This is a genomic window from Phaeobacter sp. NW0010-22, assembly GCF_040365955.1.
Lineage (GTDB): Bacteria > Pseudomonadota > Alphaproteobacteria > Rhodobacterales > Rhodobacteraceae > OMPR01.
Genome location: NZ_BAABWT010000009.1, coordinates 196,811 through 213,859, shown reverse-complemented (window position 1 = coordinate 213,859; position 17,049 = coordinate 196,811). Strand labels below are relative to the sequence as shown.

General features: G+C 54.8%; 12 protein-coding genes. 3 read left to right on the top strand and 9 right to left on the bottom strand.

All coding sequences use genetic code 11. The features are described from left to right. Positions 1-75 precede the first annotated feature (75 nt). Complete coding sequence (locus tag ABWV33_RS18990) at positions 76-720, bottom strand: aminotransferase class IV family protein (protein ID WP_353333028.1); 645 nt, start codon at positions 718-720, stop codon at positions 76-78. After that, positions 675-1,796: an aminodeoxychorismate synthase component I gene (locus ABWV33_RS18985; protein ID WP_353333026.1), complete on the bottom strand. Its 1,122-nt coding sequence runs from the start codon at positions 1,794-1,796 to the stop codon at positions 675-677. Before ABWV33_RS18985 ends, ABWV33_RS18990 begins: the two co-directional genes overlap by 46 nt. Positions 1,797-1,977: 181 nt before the next feature. On the opposite strand from ABWV33_RS18985, the gene carB reads away from it, so the two are divergent. Beyond that, positions 1,978-5,322, top strand: a complete 3,345-nt coding sequence (gene carB, locus ABWV33_RS18980; RefSeq protein WP_215193501.1) for a carbamoyl-phosphate synthase large subunit — start codon at positions 1,978-1,980, stop codon at positions 5,320-5,322. Between the two features lie 88 nt (positions 5,323-5,410). Here carB and ABWV33_RS18975 read toward each other — a convergent pair whose 3' ends face one another. The 6 genes from ABWV33_RS18975 to ABWV33_RS18950 all read right to left on the bottom strand — a co-directional run bounded on the left by ABWV33_RS18975 (position 5,411) and on the right by ABWV33_RS18950 (position 14,211). After that, on the bottom strand, positions 5,411-6,820 hold the full coding sequence (locus tag ABWV33_RS18975; RefSeq protein WP_353333024.1) for a bifunctional enoyl-CoA hydratase/phosphate acetyltransferase: 1,410 nt from the start codon (positions 6,818-6,820) through the stop codon (positions 5,411-5,413). Between the two features lie 8 nt (positions 6,821-6,828). Next, on the bottom strand, positions 6,829-7,596 hold the full coding sequence (fabI, locus tag ABWV33_RS18970; protein WP_353333022.1) for an enoyl-ACP reductase FabI: 768 nt from the start codon (positions 7,594-7,596) through the stop codon (positions 6,829-6,831). 3 nt (positions 7,597-7,599) lie between these two features. Next, entirely contained in the window at positions 7,600-9,366 is a 1,767-nt protein-coding gene (locus ABWV33_RS18965) for a PHA/PHB synthase family protein (RefSeq protein ID WP_353333020.1), read from the bottom strand. A 290-nt stretch (positions 9,367-9,656) separates the two neighbouring features. Continuing rightward, the gene (locus tag ABWV33_RS18960; RefSeq protein WP_353333018.1) at positions 9,657-12,689 is read right to left on the bottom strand and encodes an efflux RND transporter permease subunit; all 3,033 of its coding nucleotides are present in this window, start codon (positions 12,687-12,689) and stop codon (positions 9,657-9,659) included. 11 nt (positions 12,690-12,700) lie between these two features. Beyond that, positions 12,701-13,741: an efflux RND transporter periplasmic adaptor subunit gene (locus ABWV33_RS18955; protein WP_113822595.1), complete on the bottom strand. Its 1,041-nt coding sequence runs from the start codon at positions 13,739-13,741 to the stop codon at positions 12,701-12,703. After that, a complete protein-coding gene (locus ABWV33_RS18950; RefSeq protein ID WP_251134213.1) occupies positions 13,738-14,211 on the bottom strand; it encodes a MarR family winged helix-turn-helix transcriptional regulator in 474 nt (157 codons plus the stop codon). Before ABWV33_RS18950 ends, ABWV33_RS18955 begins: the two co-directional genes overlap by 4 nt. 168 nt (positions 14,212-14,379) lie before the next feature. Here ABWV33_RS18950 and ABWV33_RS18945 point away from each other — a divergent pair, with 168 nt between their 5' ends. After that, positions 14,380-15,504 (top strand): beta-ketoacyl-ACP synthase III, encoded by a 1,125-nt coding sequence (locus ABWV33_RS18945; RefSeq protein ID WP_353333015.1) that lies wholly within the window; start codon positions 14,380-14,382, stop codon positions 15,502-15,504. 127 nt (positions 15,505-15,631) lie between these two features. On the opposite strand, the gene ABWV33_RS18940 is transcribed toward ABWV33_RS18945, so the two are convergent. Further along, positions 15,632-16,090 (bottom strand): hypothetical protein, encoded by a 459-nt coding sequence (locus ABWV33_RS18940; RefSeq protein WP_113822593.1) that lies wholly within the window; start codon positions 16,088-16,090, stop codon positions 15,632-15,634. A gap of 352 nt (positions 16,091-16,442) precedes the next feature. On the opposite strand from ABWV33_RS18940, the gene ABWV33_RS18935 reads away from it, so the two are divergent. Next, a complete protein-coding gene (locus ABWV33_RS18935; RefSeq protein ID WP_113822592.1) occupies positions 16,443-17,042 on the top strand; it encodes a thymidine kinase in 600 nt (199 codons plus the stop codon). Positions 17,043-17,049 lie beyond the last annotated feature (7 nt).

Below are 17,049 nucleotides of genomic sequence, written 5' to 3'. Positions count from 1 at the left end.
CCAAGGTTCAGCACCTCTTGGGCGGAATTAGGTACGGAATCGTCTCCTGAGCCCTAAATTCACCGCTGTGCCGGCTCAGAGTGCAATCACTCTTACAGGGATGAGACCACGAAGCGAATTCCCCATATGGACCACTGAAGCGCTCTCTAGGTCCGTTCTTGTCAGCACATGTTCTTGCAAGTCTCGCCCCTCTAACAGCGTCTGTCGTAGGATACCCGGCAACAGACCCGACTCTACGGGTGGGGTCATCCAACTTTTAGAAGTCTCAACAAAGATATTGGTAATCGTACCTTCGCAGACTTCGCCGCGTTCATTCAGAAAGATCCATTCATCAATGGCACCTGGCAAAGTCGCGCGCGCCTGATCGTAGAACGCGCGCCGTGTTGTTTTGTGCCGCAACCACGGATCTGCGGACTTCAAAGCGATCGGCGAAACCGCAACACGCCAAAATGGCGGGTTTGCGTCCAATGGTGCCGTCGTCAATGCAAATTCCCCGCCTCGTTCCAATGTCAAACGACAGCGTGTTGGCGTGTTCATCGCAAGTTCCGCCACCAAAGCGGTTGCCTGTTCGCGATCAAAGCTGACAGCCAATGCCGCAGCCGAACGTTGCATCCGATCAAGGTGGCGACCAAGAGCAACCGCCCCGTGTCCGGGATGAAAGCCAAAGGTTTCGATCAGGCGAAATTCAGGCTCAGTTGGCGTGCAAAGCGCGCTTTCCATAGGGCTTCCTCATATTCCGATGGTGCGGTGCTGTCCCAGATCACACCGCCGCCCACATTCAGGGTGGCTTGGCCTTGGTCGACCGTCAAAGTCCGGATCGCAACATTGAATTCTGAGCGTCCATCCGGCGCAGCCCATCCGATTGTCCCACAGTAGATATCGCGTGCCCACGGTTCCAGATCAGCAAGGATTTCCATCGCGCGTATCTTTGGCGCCCCAGTAATTGAGCCACAGGGAAAGAGCGCACGCAAAATATCCCCTAAACCAATCTGAGGACGCAGCTGAGCCCGCACTAACGACACCATCTGGTGCACCGTTGCATAGGTTTCGACCTGAAACAGTTCCGGCACTTTAACGGATCCCGGTTCGGCCACACGGCTGATGTCATTCCGCAAAAGATCCACAATCATCAGGTTTTCAGCCCGGTTCTTCTCGTCAGTAGACAAGAACGTTTTGCGACGCACATCTTCGACCGGGTCCGAGCTGCGCGGCTGCGTCCCTTTCATGGGGCGCGTTTCAATTACTCCGTTTGCATCGGTTCGAAAAAACAATTCTGGCGACCGGGACACCACATCAGGCAATCCCTCCTGTTGGATCAACGCCCCGTGGTGTACGGGCTGCGCCTTGCAAAGTGCGGCATACAGCTCTTCACTGGTTCCTTCGACATCAAGGTCGATGGGAAAGGTCAGGTTGGCCTGATAGATGTCCCCCGCCCCGATTGCCTCTTTCACGAGCTTGAACGCCGCAGAGTAACGCCCCTCGAGCCAACGCGGCGCAAATCGGGTGACTCCGCCGCGTGCAGCGGCCAAAGGTCGCTGGGTCGGCGCATCAAAAACCCCAAAATGGATCAGTGGTAATCGCCGATCCAAAGGCAGTCGTTTTGCAAGCCTCGGCTCTAACGCATAGCCCAGCTCGTAACTGGCATACCCAGCCAGCCATGCCCCGTCTGCACGGGCCGCATCAATTTCTCTCAATGCCTCAGGCACCTGTGACGGTTCATCGGCGCGGATCACCCGAATGGGCGCCGAAAACGACGTTCCTGGCCCTGCCGGTCCTTGATCAAAATCTATCTGCAATTTTCACCCCATTTCGTCAGGCATTGGCATATAGTCCACCTTGCGTAAACCGAAAGAGGGAAAGCGGCAGATTGCAGTCTGTTTCCGATCCCCCTTGCACCTTTTCGCGCGGTGCCTATAACGCACGACAATTTGGGCGCATGGGGGCGCTCGACGACTCGCACATCAAAGGAATATGGCCATGCCCAAAAGAACCGACATTCAGTCGATTATGATTATCGGGGCGGGCCCGATCGTTATTGGGCAAGCGTGTGAGTTTGACTACTCTGGCGCACAGGCCTGCAAGGCGCTGCGCGAAGAAGGATACCGGGTCATTCTGGTAAACTCGAACCCCGCCACGATCATGACGGACCCCGGTCTTGCAGACGCAACTTACATCGAGCCGATCACGCCCGAAGTCGTCGCCAAGATCATCGAAAAAGAACGCCCCGACGCATTGCTGCCGACCATGGGCGGACAGACCGGCCTGAACACCTCGCTCGCGCTCGAAGAGATGGGTGTACTCGACAAATTCGGCGTCGAAATGATCGGTGCAAAGCGGGACGCCATCGAAATGGCCGAAGACCGCAAACTGTTCCGCGAAGCGATGGACCGGCTGGGCATTGAAAACCCCAAAGCCACCATTGTTACCGCCCCCAAATTGCCCGACGGCAAAGCTGACCTGAACGAAGGCGTGCGTATCGCGCTGGAATCGCTCGAAGAAATCGGCCTACCCGCAATCATCCGCCCTGCCTTTACCATGGGTGGGACCGGCGGTGGTGTTGCGTATAACCGCGATGATTACATGCACTTCTGCCGCACGGGTATGGATGCGTCACCCGTCAATCAAATCCTTGTTGATGAATCGCTGCTGGGTTGGAAAGAGTTCGAAATGGAAGTGGTGCGCGACACCGCTGACAACGCGATCATCGTCTGTTCCATTGAAAACATCGACCCAATGGGCGTGCACACGGGCGATTCGATCACCGTGGCCCCGGCCCTGACGTTGACCGACAAAGAATTCCAGATCATGCGGACGCATTCGATCAATGTTCTGCGGGAGATTGGCGTTGAAACTGGCGGGTCCAACGTTCAATGGGCGGTGAACCCAGCCGACGGTCGTATGGTTGTGATCGAGATGAACCCGCGCGTGTCGCGCTCTTCGGCTCTGGCCTCCAAAGCGACCGGTTTCCCGATCGCCAAAGTGGCTGCGAAACTGGCCGTAGGCTATACGCTGGACGAGTTGGACAACGACATCACTAAGGTGACACCAGCCAGCTTTGAGCCGACCATTGACTATGTCGTCACAAAAATTCCGAAATTTGCCTTTGAAAAGTTTCCGGGTTCCGAACCTTATCTGACCACAGCGATGAAATCTGTGGGCGAGGCAATGTCGATCGGTCGCACCATCCACGAATCGCTGCAAAAAGCATTGGCGTCGATGGAATCCGGCCTGACCGGCTTTGACGAGATCGAAATTCCCGGCGTGTCAGTCGGTGTCTGGGACGTCACCGATGACAAAGCTGCGGTGATCAAAGCCATCAGCAAGCAAACTCCTGATCGGATGCGGACAATTGCCCAAGCCATGCGGCATGGTTTGTCTGACGATGAAATCCACGGTGTAACCATGTTTGATCCATGGTTTTTGGCCCGTATCCGTGAAATCATCGAGGCCGAACGCGATGTGCGCGAAAATGGCCTGCCTGAAACCGAATACGGCGTACGCGCCCTCAAAATGCTGGGCTTTACCGACGCACGCCTCGCCAACCTGATTGATGGCAAAGAGACTGCCGTGCGCAAAGCGCGGCGGGATCTGGGCGTAACAGCAGTTTTCAAACGCATCGACACCTGCGCTGCCGAGTTCGAGGCGCAAACGCCTTACATGTATTCCACCTACGAGGCCCCAATGATGGGCGAAGTGGAATGCGAAGCCCGCCCAAGTGATCGCAAGAAGGTTGTTATTTTGGGTGGCGGTCCAAACCGGATCGGCCAAGGGATCGAGTTTGATTATTGCTGCTGTCATGCCTGTTTTGCGCTGACTGATGCGGGTTATGAAACCATCATGATCAACTGCAACCCCGAGACCGTGTCGACTGATTATGACACTTCGGACCGGTTGTATTTTGAGCCGCTGACGTTTGAACACGTGATGGAAATCCTGTCGACCGAACAGGAAAACGGCACACTTCATGGTGTGATCGTTCAGTTCGGTGGCCAGACCCCACTGAAACTGGCGAACGCGCTGGAAGCTGAAGGCATTCCGATCCTCGGCACGACACCCGACGCGATTGACCTGGCCGAAGACCGCGAGCGGTTCCAGGCATTGGTCAACGACCTAGGCCTCAAACAACCGCACAACGGCATCGCTTCAACAGATGCGCAGGCACTTGAAATCGCTGGCGAAATCGGCTTTCCACTAGTGATCCGTCCGTCGTATGTTCTGGGTGGTCGGGCAATGGAAATCGTCCGCGACATGGCGCAGCTAGAACGTTACATCGCTGAGGCGGTTGTCGTGTCGGGTGACAGCCCCGTCTTGCTCGATAGCTATCTAGCAGGTGCGGTCGAATTGGACGTCGATGCCATCTGTGACGGCAAAGACGTGCATGTTGCTGGCATCATGCAGCACATCGAAGAGGCCGGCGTACACTCAGGTGACAGCGCGTGCTCCCTACCGCCCTACTCTTTATCCGACGAGGTTCTGGAGCAGATCAAAGAGCAAACCTTTGCTCTGGCCAAAGGGCTGAACGTTGTCGGATTGATGAATATTCAGTTCGCAATCAAAGACGGTGAGATTTTCCTGATCGAAGTGAACCCCCGCGCCTCGCGGACTGTTCCCTTTGTTGCAAAATCCACCGACAGTGCCATCGCTTCGATCGCGGCCCGGGTTATGGCGGGCGAACCGCTGTCAAACTTCCCGATGCGGGCGCCTTACAAAGACGGCGATGATTTCAAGATGGCCGACCCAATGACGTTGGCGGATCCGAACATGCCTTGGTTCTCGGTCAAAGAGGCGGTGTTGCCCTTTGCACGTTTCCCCGGCGTTGACACGATTTTGGGCCCAGAAATGCGCTCAACCGGCGAAGTCATGGGCTGGGATCGTGATTTCCCACGTGCCTTCCTCAAGGCCCAAATGGGTGCAGGGATGGTTCTGCCATCATCAGGCCGGGCCTTCATTTCGATCAAGGATGCAGACAAGACTGCCCTGATGATCGAAGCGGCACAGGTTTTGGTCGCACAAGGCTTTACCCTGATCGCAACCCGCGGCACGCAAAGCTGGCTGGACGGCCACGGTGTGCCTTGCGAATTGGTGAACAAAGTCTACGAGGGTCGCCCTGACGTGGTCGATCTGCTGAAAGATGGTCAGGTGCAACTGCTGATGAACACCACTGAGGGCGCGCAAGCGGTAGAAGATTCCAAAGGAATCCGGTCTGTCGCGCTCTACGACAAGATCCCGTACTTCACCACAGCAGCCGGTGCCCATGCCGCCGCATTGGCGATCAAAGCACAGGCAGAGGGCGATGTAGAAGTGAAAAGCCTGCAAGGCTGATCATATCGCTTTACTGAATAGAATTTGGGCCACCGCATTTTCTGCGGTGGCCCTTATCTTTTCCAAACTGCGGGTATGCCCTAAGGGCCTATAAGCCCAGCGTGCCCGGCGCGGCGCCATCCCGATGACGTACATAGAGTTGCGCCAAAGCGGCAGACGCCACGCGCGACATAATTCCATCTGCACGGCTGGTCAGCATGATGGGAACCCGAGCGCCCAATACGATCCCAGCGGATTCTGCGCCTGCCAAATACATCAGCTGCTTGGCGACCATGTTGCCGGACTCAAGATCCGGTGCCACCAGAACATCCGCCTGCCCCGCCACAGGTGACGTGATCCCCTTGGTCTTAGCCGCAGCCACAGATATCGCGTTGTCAAAAGCCAACGGCCCATCCAAATCAGCACCGGTGATCTGTCCACGATCCGCCATTTTGCACAACGCAGCCGCCTCGACCGTCGAAGGAATGGAGCGCATCACCGTTTCCACCGCCGAGAGGATGGCAACTTTGGGTCGCTCAACACCAAGCGCATGGCACAGATCAACCGCATTCCGGATCATATCCGCCTTGATTTCTAAATCCGGCGCTATGTTGATCGCCGCATCGGTAATGAACAGCGTTTTGGGGTAACTCGGCACATCCAGGGCAAAGACGTGGCTCATCCGACGTTCGGTCCGCAGACCTGTCGCCGCATCAACCACTGCCCCCATCACCTCATCTGTGTGCAACGCGCCTTTCATCAAAGCCACTGCTTGCCCTTGATGGACCATCTCAACCGCGCGGTCTGCCGCTGCGTGGCTGTGTGGAGCAGCAACAATTTCGATCCCGGTCAGATCCAAGCCTGCTTCGGCCGCAGCTGCATTTATCCGCGCGGGAGGGCCAATGAGGATGGGTGTAATCAGCCCCTGCGCATAGGCCTGCACAGCACCCTCAAGCGAGGTGGCATCACACGGGTGCACCACGGCCGTACGAATTGGATCCAGAGCTTCAGTCATGGCCAACAGCTCGGCATAGCCAGCCCCGGAATGATGCAAGTGAACCTCGGGCAATTGTGTTCGCGGACGTCGAACCTTTTCTCGAGGGGCGATCACTTCAGCCTCGCCTATGATCACCGGTTTACCATCACCGTTGATGCATGTGCAGTCGAGTATCAAACGCGCTGTTTCGGGGTCGCGTTCACGCACACTGACACGAACCGTAACGGTCTCGCCTACCCCAACAGGTTTTCGAAAACTCAGGGACTGATTGAGATAGATCGTCCCCGGTCCGGGTAATTCCGTCCCCAATACGGTTGAAATCAACGCCCCGCCCCACATGCCATGCGCGATGACTTTGTGGAAAACATCATCTTTGGCATAATCTGGGTCGACATGCGCCGGGTTCACATCGCCGGACATCGCTGCAAACAAATCAATGTCTTGGGCGCTAAGTGTGCGGGTCAATTCCGCATGGTCCCCGACCGAGATTTCATCGAATGTTTTGTTTTCTATGTACTGCATCGCTGACCTCAGGACATGATGTGATAGCCGCCATCCACATAGGATACGTTGCCGGTAATGGCAGACCCTTGTGGTGACAACAGGCAGGCGGCCATCTGGCCGACCTCTTGGATCGTGACAAGGCGGCGCAATGGTGCACGCGTTTGGGCTTCGTCTACCAGCGCATCAAATTTTTCGATACCGCTGGCTGCACGGGTCATCAACGGCCCCGGTGAAATTGCATTCACCCGGATCCCTTTGGGACCTAGTTCAGCCGCCATATATCGGCTCACGCTTTCCAGAGCGGCCTTAACAGGGCCCATGACGTTATAGTGATCAACAACCTTTTCGGCTCCATAATAGCTGACCGTCAGGAGCGACCCGCCATTGCGCATCAAAGGTTCCGCGCGCCGCGCCATGCGTGTGAACGAATGAACCGAGATATCCATGGCCTGTGTAAATCCATCACGCGAACAATCCGTAACGCGACCATGCAGGTCCTGCTTGGGGCAAAACGCGATAGAGTGGATCAGGAAATCCAATTCCCCCCACTCTGCCTTGATCCGGTCGAACGCCGCATCCATTTGGGCATCGTCCGTTACATCGAGCGGCATCAACAACTCGGCCTCACACGCCTCGGCCACGGGGTCCACATGGGGTTTGGCCTTGTCCGACAAATAGGTCAACGCCAACCGTGCACCTTGCTCTTTGGCGACCATTGCACAGCCCGACGCGATGGACTGATCGTTGGCAACCCCAACGATCAATCCTTTCTTACCTTGCAAAAATCCCTGCATTGCTCACTCCATCATCACGTAGGTGCCAGGTGCATCGCAAATTGATTTCCCTGATTTTGGAGGCGCACACTGCGTCCCAGAGCGTTCGCTGAGCCAAGTGCTCCATTCTGGCCACCAGCTGCCTTGCTTCATTTCAGCGAGCTCAAGCCATTCATCAGGCGCCACATTCGGGGCGCTATCCGGGTTGGTGTGAACACGGAAATGACGGCGGGGATGCCCCGGTTCAGAAATAACACCGGCGTTGTGCCCACCATTGGTCAGGACAAATGTCACTTCAGAACGGGACAAGGTGTCGATCTTGAACACTGATTTCCAAGGCGCAACATGGTCTGTCTCAGTGCCGACCGCAAAAATTGGAATCCGCAGATCAGTGGGCGTAACAGATCTGCCCCCCACTTCGAAATGGCCCGCTGCAAAGGCATTGTTCAAAAAGAGATACCGCAGGTATTCAGAATGCATCCGGTAAGGCATCCGCGTCGTATCTGCATTCCATGCCATTAGATCGTTGCCATGAGGGCGCTCGCCCATCAGGTATTCGTGCTGCATCCGGGACCAGATCAGATCGCTCGACCGAAGCAGTTGGAAGGCCCCGGCCATTTGCGCCGCATCAAGATAGCCATTTTTCCACATCATATCTTCGAGAAAAGCGACCTCGGCTTCGGAGATAAACAGCATCAATTCCCCGGCTTCGGTGAAATCAGATTGCGCCGCAAACAACGTCAACGACGCCAAACAATCATCGCCATCCCGTGCCATGGCCGCCGCCGCAATAGACAGCAAGGTTCCCCCCAGACAGTAGCCAACGCCATGCACTTTTTCTGCGCTGGTAATTTCCAAAACTTGATCCAGCGCTGCCATCGGCCCCTGTTCCCGGTAATCATTCATCCCCAGATCGGCGTCTTCTACGCCGGGATTGCGCCACGAGATCATGAAGACTGTGAACCCCTGTTCGGTCAGGTACTTCACCATCGAGTTTTCGGGGCTGAGATCCAGAATGTAGTATTTCATGATCCACGCCGGGGTGATCAAGATCGGTTCTGGATGCACTTTTTCTGTGACCGCATCGTACTGGATAAGTTCGATCAAGTGGTTGCGAAACACGACCTTGCCCGGTGTTGCCGCCAACTCGCGCCCGACCCGAAATTCTTCGGTAACAGCCGGTTTCTCATGAAAGAAATAGCGGCGAATGTCTTCTTGGAAATTCTTGGCCCCTTCAGCGAAATTGTGCCCCTTTGTTTCTCGGACTTTGTCCAGAACCTCGGGGTTCGTCAGAGGAAAGTTTGCAGGTGACATCGCGTCCAGAAACTGGCGCGCAGTAAAGTTGATCGCTCGTTCATTGGCCTTGGTCACACCGCGTACATTTGTGGTCGCATCATCCCACCACTGCTGGGTTAGCAGGAACCCCTGCTTGTAAACGTTGAACGGGAATTTTTCCCAGCCTTCGTACCGAAACCGGCGGTCGCGCGCATCAGGATGGACACAGCCCTCGGCCGGGACATCCAAGGCGCATCTGGCCAGATATTGACCAAAATCGATCATATTGTGCGCAGCATGTTGCGTCAGCTCCGACCGCTTTCCGGGCAGCGTCGACAAGTGCGTCATCCAATTGAAATACAGCTGAGCCAAGGCATTGGGGGACAGCCCCCCGGTCAGTTCACTTAGCCCTGCCCGATAGGATGTATCGACCATATCGGACAGATCATTATCCGGGTCATGCATCCGACGTCGATTTGGCCCTTGCGGCAATTTAGAAGAAACGGAATCTGTCATTTTGGATGTCCTATTCACACGCGGCGTACCGAGGAATTCTAACATGATATCAATTATGTACGGAGGCGGAGCTCCTCAAGATGCTGCATTGCGGCAAATTGTCAATTCAGATCTCTTCGAACGCTCAGTGAGCGCTTAAAGTTCCCCAAAAGGCCTAGAAAACTCAATGGTTCCCACCATTCCAATGATTATGAGACCAATGTCTGCAAACCACGTGACACGGTCATGACAAAGCCAAGGACCGGCAAAAATTGGCCGAAGCGCGCATGTTTGCACGCTTCGGCCCGGTTTTAAGCAGCTTGTGGTTCGCTGCGGCCAAAAAAGATCAGGTAGAACACTGGTGCGGCTACCAACGTCAGAATCGTCGCAAACGCCAATCCACCCATGATGGTCACCGCCATAGAGACAAAGAACGCATCCGAAAGCAGTGGCGCCATGCCAAGAATGGTTGTGACCGCCGCAAGCATAACGGGGCGCAAACGCGATACTGACGCTTGCACAATCGCCTCCCGCAACGGGAGCCCCTCGGCCCGCACCAAATCGATCTCTTCGACCAATACGATCCCGTTCTTGATCAACATGCCCGACAGGCTGAGCAACCCAAGCAGCGCGGTAAAGGTGAACGGCAGTCCCGTCCCCAGCAACCCAATCACAACGCCATTCACCGACATCGGCACCAACAGCCAGATAATCACAGGCTGACGGACCGCATTGAACAGCAGAACCGAAATCAACACCATGATCAGCAAGCTCAGCGGCAATTGCTTGCCCAGACTTTCCTGAGCATCACGGGAGCTTTCGAACTCCCCTCCCCACGCCATGCTGTATCCGGGGGGCAAAGGCATCTCTTCGATCACGCTACGGATTTCGCCATGCACTTGGGCCGCCGTCAGATCCGGTGGGATATCGGCGCCGACAGTGATTGTCGGAACCCGATCCCGCCGATGAACCAAAGTGTTTTGAACCCTGTACTCAAATCCATCGACCATCTGTTCTATAGGCATGAATTTTTGCGCCTGCGCCGAAAAAACCACCTGATCGACAATGCTATAGGGCCCATCTGCGGGACGCCGCACATAGATCGGGATCAACCGTTCTCGTTCACGAAAGACCCCCCCCCGCTGGCCATCGGTGGAAAACAGCAACATATCCGCAATGTCATCGCGTGTTACGCCCGCAGTTTGCGCCCGGTTGGTGGCATAGATTGGCAAGACTGCCAATTCTTGTTCCCGCCAATTCGTGCGCACCCCGATCAAATTGTCCGAGGCGGCCTCCATCCGTCGTTTTGCCTCAGCTGCCAGTTCTCTGAGCACCTTAGGATCATTGCCCGAGAAACGCGCCTGAATCGGGTCACCGCCACCGGGACCAAAGACCAGCCGCTTGGTCCGAAACTCACCTTCGGGAAAGCGGGCCTGCCCAAACGCCTCAAGATCAGCCTGCAACGCTGGGATATCCTCCAGCGACGCCGTGCGGATGATCATGTGCCCATAAGACGGGTTCGCCTTTTCTGCCGAATAGGTCAGCATGAACCGGGTTGCCCCCTGCCCGACAAACGTGGTCGCAGACACAACATCATCTCGTTCAGCCAGCCACGCCTCAACCGTTTTCAGGTGATCTGATGTCAGACTAATCGGCGTCCCCTGCGGCAACTTGTAATGCACAAAGAACAGCGGCGTGTTCGAGTTGGGAAAGAACTGTTGTTTGACCGACGCAAAGCCCACGAAACAAACAACAGTCACCCCGACCAGCCCCACAACAACCAGCCAACGCAGCTTGAGCGCCGCGCTCAGTGTCGCGCCATAGGCCCGGAACATAAGCCCGCCATAGGCGTCACCGTCACCTTCTTTGCCTTGCTTAAAGAAATAATGCCCAAGCAACGGTGTGACGGTCAGCGCCAAGATCCAGCTCAGCAACAGCGAGATGCCGATAACAGCAAAGAGTGAGAACAGGAATTCGCCTGTCGCATCCGGGCTTAACCCAATACCCGCGAAGGCCATGATGCCGATAATCGTCGCCCCCAAAAGTGGGATCTGCGTTTTGCTGGCCGCATCCTGCGCCGCATCGTGCGAGGTCTTCCCACGCTGCATCGAGATCTGCATGCCCTCAGCCACCACAATGGCATTGTCGACCAGCATCCCCATCGCAATGATCAGCGCGCCGAGTGAAATCCGTTCCATCTCAATCGAAAAAATCGCCATGAATAGCAACGTGCCGACCACTGTCAGCAGCAAGGTTGAGCCCACAACAACGGCAGCCCGCCACCCCATGAAAAGCGCAAGAACCGCAACCACAATGGCAACGGACATGGCAAGGTTCACGAGAAACGCATTCGAGGCTTCTTCGACCACCACATGCTGTTGATAGATCGGCAGAATTTCGACGCCAAACGGGATGTCTTGATCAAGCTCAGCCATCTTCGCATCAACGCGCTTACCGACTTCAACAATGTTTTCAGTCGCCAAACCCGCAACACCAAGCGTGAACGCCTCAACCCCATTGAAACGCACCATGAGTTCCGGGTCGACAACACGGCCACGATGCACCCCCGCCATATCAGACAGGTTGATCACACGTCCCTGTGTTCCAACTGACAAGCCAGCAATTTCAGAGACGCTGTCTGATCCTTCGGCAGTCAAAATCGCTGTCGCCCGATCATTCGCCCGTACGAGCCCAGAGTCCTTTACCGAATCCGCAGTTGCAATTGCTTCTGCTATCGCTTGCATGCTGACGTTCTGGTTCACCGACAAAGCAAGATCTGGTTCTACAAAAATCGCTTCTTCGGGTAGCCCGGCGATATCAACATCAGCAACACCATTCACAGTCAGCAATTCACGCCTGAGAAAAGTTGCCAGTTCGTGTTTTTCCGCGTCCGAAAACCCCTCGGAAGTGACAGCATAGAACAGGCCAAACACGTCCCCAAAACTGTCGTTCACATAGGGCTGGCTTACCCCCGTCGGTAAACCACGAGCTGCGTCACCCACTTTTGCACGCAATTCCGTCCAAATGGCAGGGAGTTCAGTGCCGTCATAGGTCGACTGGATCTCGACCTCGATAATGGACCGCCCCGGTTGGTTGATCGACGTAATCTTGTCGACCTCGCCCATTTTCTGGATCGCGGATTCCAAAGGTTCCGAAACTTCCAAAGCAACCTGTTCCGCATCCGCACCGGGGTACTGGGTCACAATCACAGCTTGTTTAATGGTAAAGGCGGGGTCTTCGAGCCGTCCCAGTGACGTAAATCCCCAGATACCCCCAAACAGGGAAATCAGAATTATAAGCCACGTGTACAGCGGCTTTTCGATTGATGCGCGTGCGATATTCATCCGCCCGCCCCTTAGTTCGCAAAGCCGGCAAAGCGGCGAACGGGTTGACCATCGTCCAGCGCATTGCCACCCGTTACAACAATTTCATCACCATCCTGCAGGCCAGAGGTCACCCGAACACCCCCTGCTTGAGTGGGTTCAATCTCAACCACGGTAAAGGCCACAGTGCCTTCGTTCTCGCCCTTTGGGGAAAAGACCATGACACCAATCTCACCCGAGGGGGGGGTCACAATGGCTGTTGGCGGGACGATAATCCCCGTCCGCCCATCCTGCACCTGAACATTGACCGTTACAGAAGACCCCGGAAATACCTGCAGATCATCGGGTTTCGGGAACCCAAAGTTGATGCGGAATGTTTGCCCAACGCTTGAAGTTTCGGCATCAAACTCACGAATTTGGAGGGGAAAGAGTTCATCCGATGCTGGAAACTTTGCGGTGATTTCGACGTCATCCTGCTGTCCAGCGCGTTGAAACAGGATTTCCGGAACGTCCACTTCGATCCGCAGCTCTGACATATCATGGATACGCACAACGGGTGTTCCGGCCGAAACAGTCGTAAAGGCCGCGACGGTTCGGTGTGCAACCAAAGCATCAAACGGGGCCGTCAATGTTGCATGTTCCAGAGCGTATTCAGCATCCCGCAGTGCGATTGCACTCAGCGCGGCAGCCGTTTCTGAATCATCCAACGATACCTGGCTGACGGTAGTTCCTTTGAGGCGGTTCAAACGCGCAACCGTGCGATCCGCTTGCTCTTTCTGAAGGCGTGCCCGGTTCAATTGTAACTCAAACGGTTCTTGATCCAATCGGGCGATCAGCGACCCCTTCGGTATGACGACACCCTCGTTCACTGGCAGTTCCAAAATCTGTCCAGAGACCTGAAATGCAAGATCAACAGATTGGCGCGCTGCAACCTGCCCAAAGAATTGTCGCGAAAAACCCGGTGCTGTTTCGCTAACTTCGATCAGTTTCACGGGTTTGGGAGCTTTATCTTGCGCCAATGCGCCCCCTGAAAGGGCGATCAAGGCTGCGCTGACTACAGACACTAGTTTCATTTCTTCAGTCCCTCAGGAATTCCTGTTTTCAGGATGTTTTTTCGGATTTTGCGCGCCAATCGCGCGAATTCTTCGGTTTCTTCGCTGTTCAATCCCGATGCTTGGTGAAACATCTCACCCGCGCGGGTCACGACCGTTTGTCGAATATCTTGGCCTAATGTTGTCAAAACCAGCAACCAAGCCCGGCGATCACTTGGGTCTCGCTGGCGTTTCAAATAGCCTTTGGCCTCAAGGTTATCGGTCGTCGCCGTCAAGGTTGACGGAGCTGCCAAAAGATCCCGTGCCAACACGCCCATGCGTTTGGGTCTGTCCAACTTTACCATCAAATGCAGTTCATTGCGCGACAACTCTGGATCAGTGGCCAGATCATCGATGGTTTCTTCCAGCTTCCAATAAAGCGCATGAACGCCCATCATCGCTTGAATTTCAGGACTGAGTCCCTCCATCACAAAGGTTTCGTCGTTCGGCATGGAGGTTTCCTAGGCAATGTAGCGCGCGATATACTTCGGAATCCGAACCATTCAAGATGCAAAACAGTTTTTTTCTTAATCTCACGGGCTTCCCTGAGGGCACCCACCCTTGATCCTGAACCAACACAGCGGCATTTTATGCCAACCGGTAACCTTGAGGAGCCCGCAATGTACAAAACAGCCATCACCGGAACCGGGGTGTTCACGCCTAGTCAGGTCATCACCAACGCCGAACTCGTCGAAGCCTTCAACGCCTATGCAGATAAAACCAACACTGAAAACGCCGAGGCGATCACCGCAGGCGAAGTTGAGCCCCTGCAGCATTCATCGGTGGATTTCATTTTCAAGGCGTCAGGCATTGAACAGCGTTTTGTAATGGACAAATCAGGTATTCTGGATCCGGACGTTATGCATCCGCAGTTGCGTCAACGCAGCGATGACGAACCCGGCATCATGACCGAAATGGCTGTGGACGCGGCAAACAAAGCTTTGGCACAAGCCGGTAAGACGGCGGCCGATGTGGATGCAGTGATTTGTGCAGCCTCAAATCTGGAGCGCGCGTATCCAGCGGTCGCCATCGAAGTTCAAAAGGCGCTTGGGATTCAAGGGTTTGCCTTCGACATGAATGTTGCCTGTTCTTCTGCGACCTTCGGAATTCAAGCCGCTGCAGACATGGTTCGGTCGGGATCGATCCGCTCTGCCCTCGTGGTGAACCCAGAAATCTGTTCCGGCCATCTGGAATGGCGAGACCGTGATTGCCATTTCATTTTCGGAGACGTTGCCACCGCCACGTTGATAGAACGAGAAGAAAACGCCACGGGCCCCCACTTCGAGATCCTATCAACACGTTGTGCAACCGACTTTTCCAACAACATTCGCAATAACAATGGATTCCTGCGCCGCTCTCGCCCCGATGGCGTAGAGGACCGTCGCGACATGCAGTTCATGCAGAATGGGCGCAAAGTTTTCAAAGAAGTTCTGCCAATGGTCAGCCAACACATCTCTGAGCATATGACAGACATCGGCGTCGCCAACACCGATCTGAAACGTCTTTGGCTGCATCAAGCCAACAAAACAATGAATGATTTCATCGGGAAAAAGGTTTTGGGGCGCACTCCGGACGATGGGGAACAACCAAACATCTTGCAAGATTACGCCAACACGTCTTCTGCGGGATCCATTATTGCTTTTTCGCAAAACTCGGACGACCTGCACGAAGGCGACCTTGGGCTGATCTGTTCGTTTGGAGCGGGGTATTCAGTCGGGTCCGTAATTGTGCAGCGTCACAGCTGACCTGATCGGGCAGACAATTCACTCTGCAAAATTGCCCGTTCTTAAAAAGAAATGGCCCCCTGCGCATCTACGCAGGGGGCCTATTAGATACCAGCGAAACCCAAACGAAAAGTCCGGTGTTTTCCAATCAGGCGCTTTCTTCTTCCAAGTGAAGCTTCATATCAATCAGGACCTGCTGCAACAAAACGGTCTCACGCAATAAACGTTTCGCTTCGTTTACAGTGATGATCCCGTCTTCGATCGCTGCCTGGTATTCGCTCATCAACATCGCAAATCGCTGGCTCAGGGCAATGACATCGGCGTTCACACCACCTGTGCGTTGCTCATTTGGCTTACGATCATCATAAGACAGTGTGATGCTCTTTAATTCGGCCAAAGCCGATGTCACGTGTGGGTAGCTTGAAGCCTGTTCCAGCTTTGCAACCGCATCCACCGGCATAAACCGGTCCGCATGTTCTGCGTTCTCAGAATAGTAACGCCCCAACGTCGCTTTGGATTTGCTGGTCAATTCACAAGCGGCTTCGATTCCCACATCTTTGACCAGGGCTTCTGTATGTTTTTTTAAATATGCCCCAATGTCGGCCATTATCACCCTTTCCAGCACCAAGGACCCTATTCGCTCTAAGCGGGGAAAGGCCCAAAAAATTTCCCATTCCTGACACTTAATCGAAATGCGATACATTGGCTATCCCTCAGGTTTTTTGGGATTTTCGTGAGTGAGCAGTCATATTCTGGGCTGCGTAAGAGTTGATCCGGCAAGCAGTTAAACTGGTTTGGCAGATCATGGGCCAATATAGGTTCCCTGGTGTCGTCTTTGAGACTTTGCAACCATCCATCCCCATTGGCCTCGGCCAAGGATAACAGCAAGATCAAAGGCGACACACTTAGCAAGGTTTCGACCTCTTGCCCCTCTTCCCGGCTGCCACTAAACCGGGCGCATGGCTAAACTTTACTTCAATTACTCGACCATGAATGCCGGGAAATCCACGGTACTTTTGCAGGCGTCGCACAACTACCAAGAACGCGGTATGGACACCTATCTGCTGACAGCTGCTCTTGATGGGCGCGCAGGCACAGGCCGGATCGCGTCACGCATCGGTATCGGCGCCGAAGCAGATGTATTTACTGCAAACGACAATATTTTCGACATGATCCAGAACCGCCTGAGCCAAAGCTCGGTCGCTTGTGTCTTCGTCGACGAAGCCCAGTTCTTAACGCCTGATCAGGTTTGGCAACTGGCCCGCGCTGTGGATGATCTCAAGATTCCAGCGTTGTGCTATGGCTTACGAGTCGATTTCCAAGGCAATCTTTTCCCTGGGTCCGCGACCCTGTTAGCCTTGGCTGACGAAATGCGCGAAGTGCGTACCATCTGTAAATGTGGCCGCAAAGCAACCATGGTGATCCGCCAAGACGACAGCGGAAACCCGATCACGCAGGGCAAACAGGTTCAGATCGGCGGCAACGAAACCTATGTTTCGTTATGCCGAAAGCATTGGCGTGAAGCCGTTGGCGACACGCCGCAAGAGACTGCTAAATAAGGGAAAG

Coding starts and splice junctions, on each gene's coding strand:
- ABWV33_RS18935 (WP_113822592.1), top strand. CDS start 16,443: ATGGCTAAACTTTACTTCAATTACTCGACCATGAATGCCGGGAAATCC.
- fabI (WP_353333022.1), bottom strand. CDS start 7,596: ATGCAGGGATTTTTGCAAGGTAAGAAAGGATTGATCGTTGGGGTTGCC.
- ABWV33_RS18945 (WP_353333015.1), top strand. CDS start 14,380: ATGTACAAAACAGCCATCACCGGAACCGGGGTGTTCACGCCTAGTCAG.
- ABWV33_RS18955 (WP_113822595.1), bottom strand. CDS start 13,741: ATGAAACTAGTGTCTGTAGTCAGCGCAGCCTTGATCGCCCTTTCAGGG.
- ABWV33_RS18960 (WP_353333018.1), bottom strand. CDS start 12,689: ATGAATATCGCACGCGCATCAATCGAAAAGCCGCTGTACACGTGGCTT.
- ABWV33_RS18940 (WP_113822593.1), bottom strand. CDS start 16,090: ATGGCCGACATTGGGGCATATTTAAAAAAACATACAGAAGCCCTGGTC.
- ABWV33_RS18950 (WP_251134213.1), bottom strand. CDS start 14,211: ATGCCGAACGACGAAACCTTTGTGATGGAGGGACTCAGTCCTGAAATT.
- ABWV33_RS18990 (WP_353333028.1), bottom strand. CDS start 720: ATGGAAAGCGCGCTTTGCACGCCAACTGAGCCTGAATTTCGCCTGATC.
- ABWV33_RS18965 (WP_353333020.1), bottom strand. CDS start 9,366: ATGACAGATTCCGTTTCTTCTAAATTGCCGCAAGGGCCAAATCGACGT.
- carB (WP_215193501.1), top strand. CDS start 1,978: ATGCCCAAAAGAACCGACATTCAGTCGATTATGATTATCGGGGCGGGC.
- ABWV33_RS18975 (WP_353333024.1), bottom strand. CDS start 6,820: ATGCAGTACATAGAAAACAAAACATTCGATGAAATCTCGGTCGGGGAC.